Below are 417 nucleotides of genomic sequence, written 5' to 3'. Positions count from 1 at the left end.
CGCGGTCAGGGCTCGACGCTTCTTAGCGCGATTGATGATGCGACGCGCCACTTCCCATTCTGCTCGCGAGTACTCCGGGCACGTGTGATTGGTCTTGTCAAAATCGCACCACGCGAAAAAATGGCGAACGAATCCGGATCGATTCATCTGGGCTCGCATAAAATCAGCCATCGCAACACCCAGCTCACGGTGCGCCTCGTCATGCACAAACACGGCGTTCCCCGCGCTCATGCCAGTCTCTCCAGTTCAGCGGAGCATCCGCAGCACATGCACGTACGAATGCCAGAAAAATCAGTTCGGTGTTCGATGTATTCGTCAAACATTTGCAACCACTCGGATGCCTCGCGCACCCGTGTCTGATTGCGCGTCTGACGATCCTTCTCGTAGTCGAGAACGAAATTCGTTACAGCCTGAACC

General features: G+C 55.4%; 2 protein-coding genes. Both read right to left on the bottom strand.

The window, feature by feature from the left end:
- Positions 1-231, bottom strand: a 231-nt coding sequence (locus tag AC1RO3_RS08070; protein WP_481763941.1) for a hypothetical protein, incomplete at its 3' end; no start/stop codon positions are given.
- Positions 228-417: hypothetical protein (locus AC1RO3_RS08065; RefSeq protein WP_481763940.1), on the bottom strand; the 190-nt coding region annotated here is incomplete at its 5' end. The genes AC1RO3_RS08070 and AC1RO3_RS08065, both read right to left, overlap by 4 nt.

The sequence above is a fragment of the Dellaglioa sp. CoH-57-MRSF-19 genome, from assembly GCF_056781975.1.
Note: the sequence above shows the minus strand (reverse complement) of the source record. Positions and strands in the feature narration are given on the sequence as shown.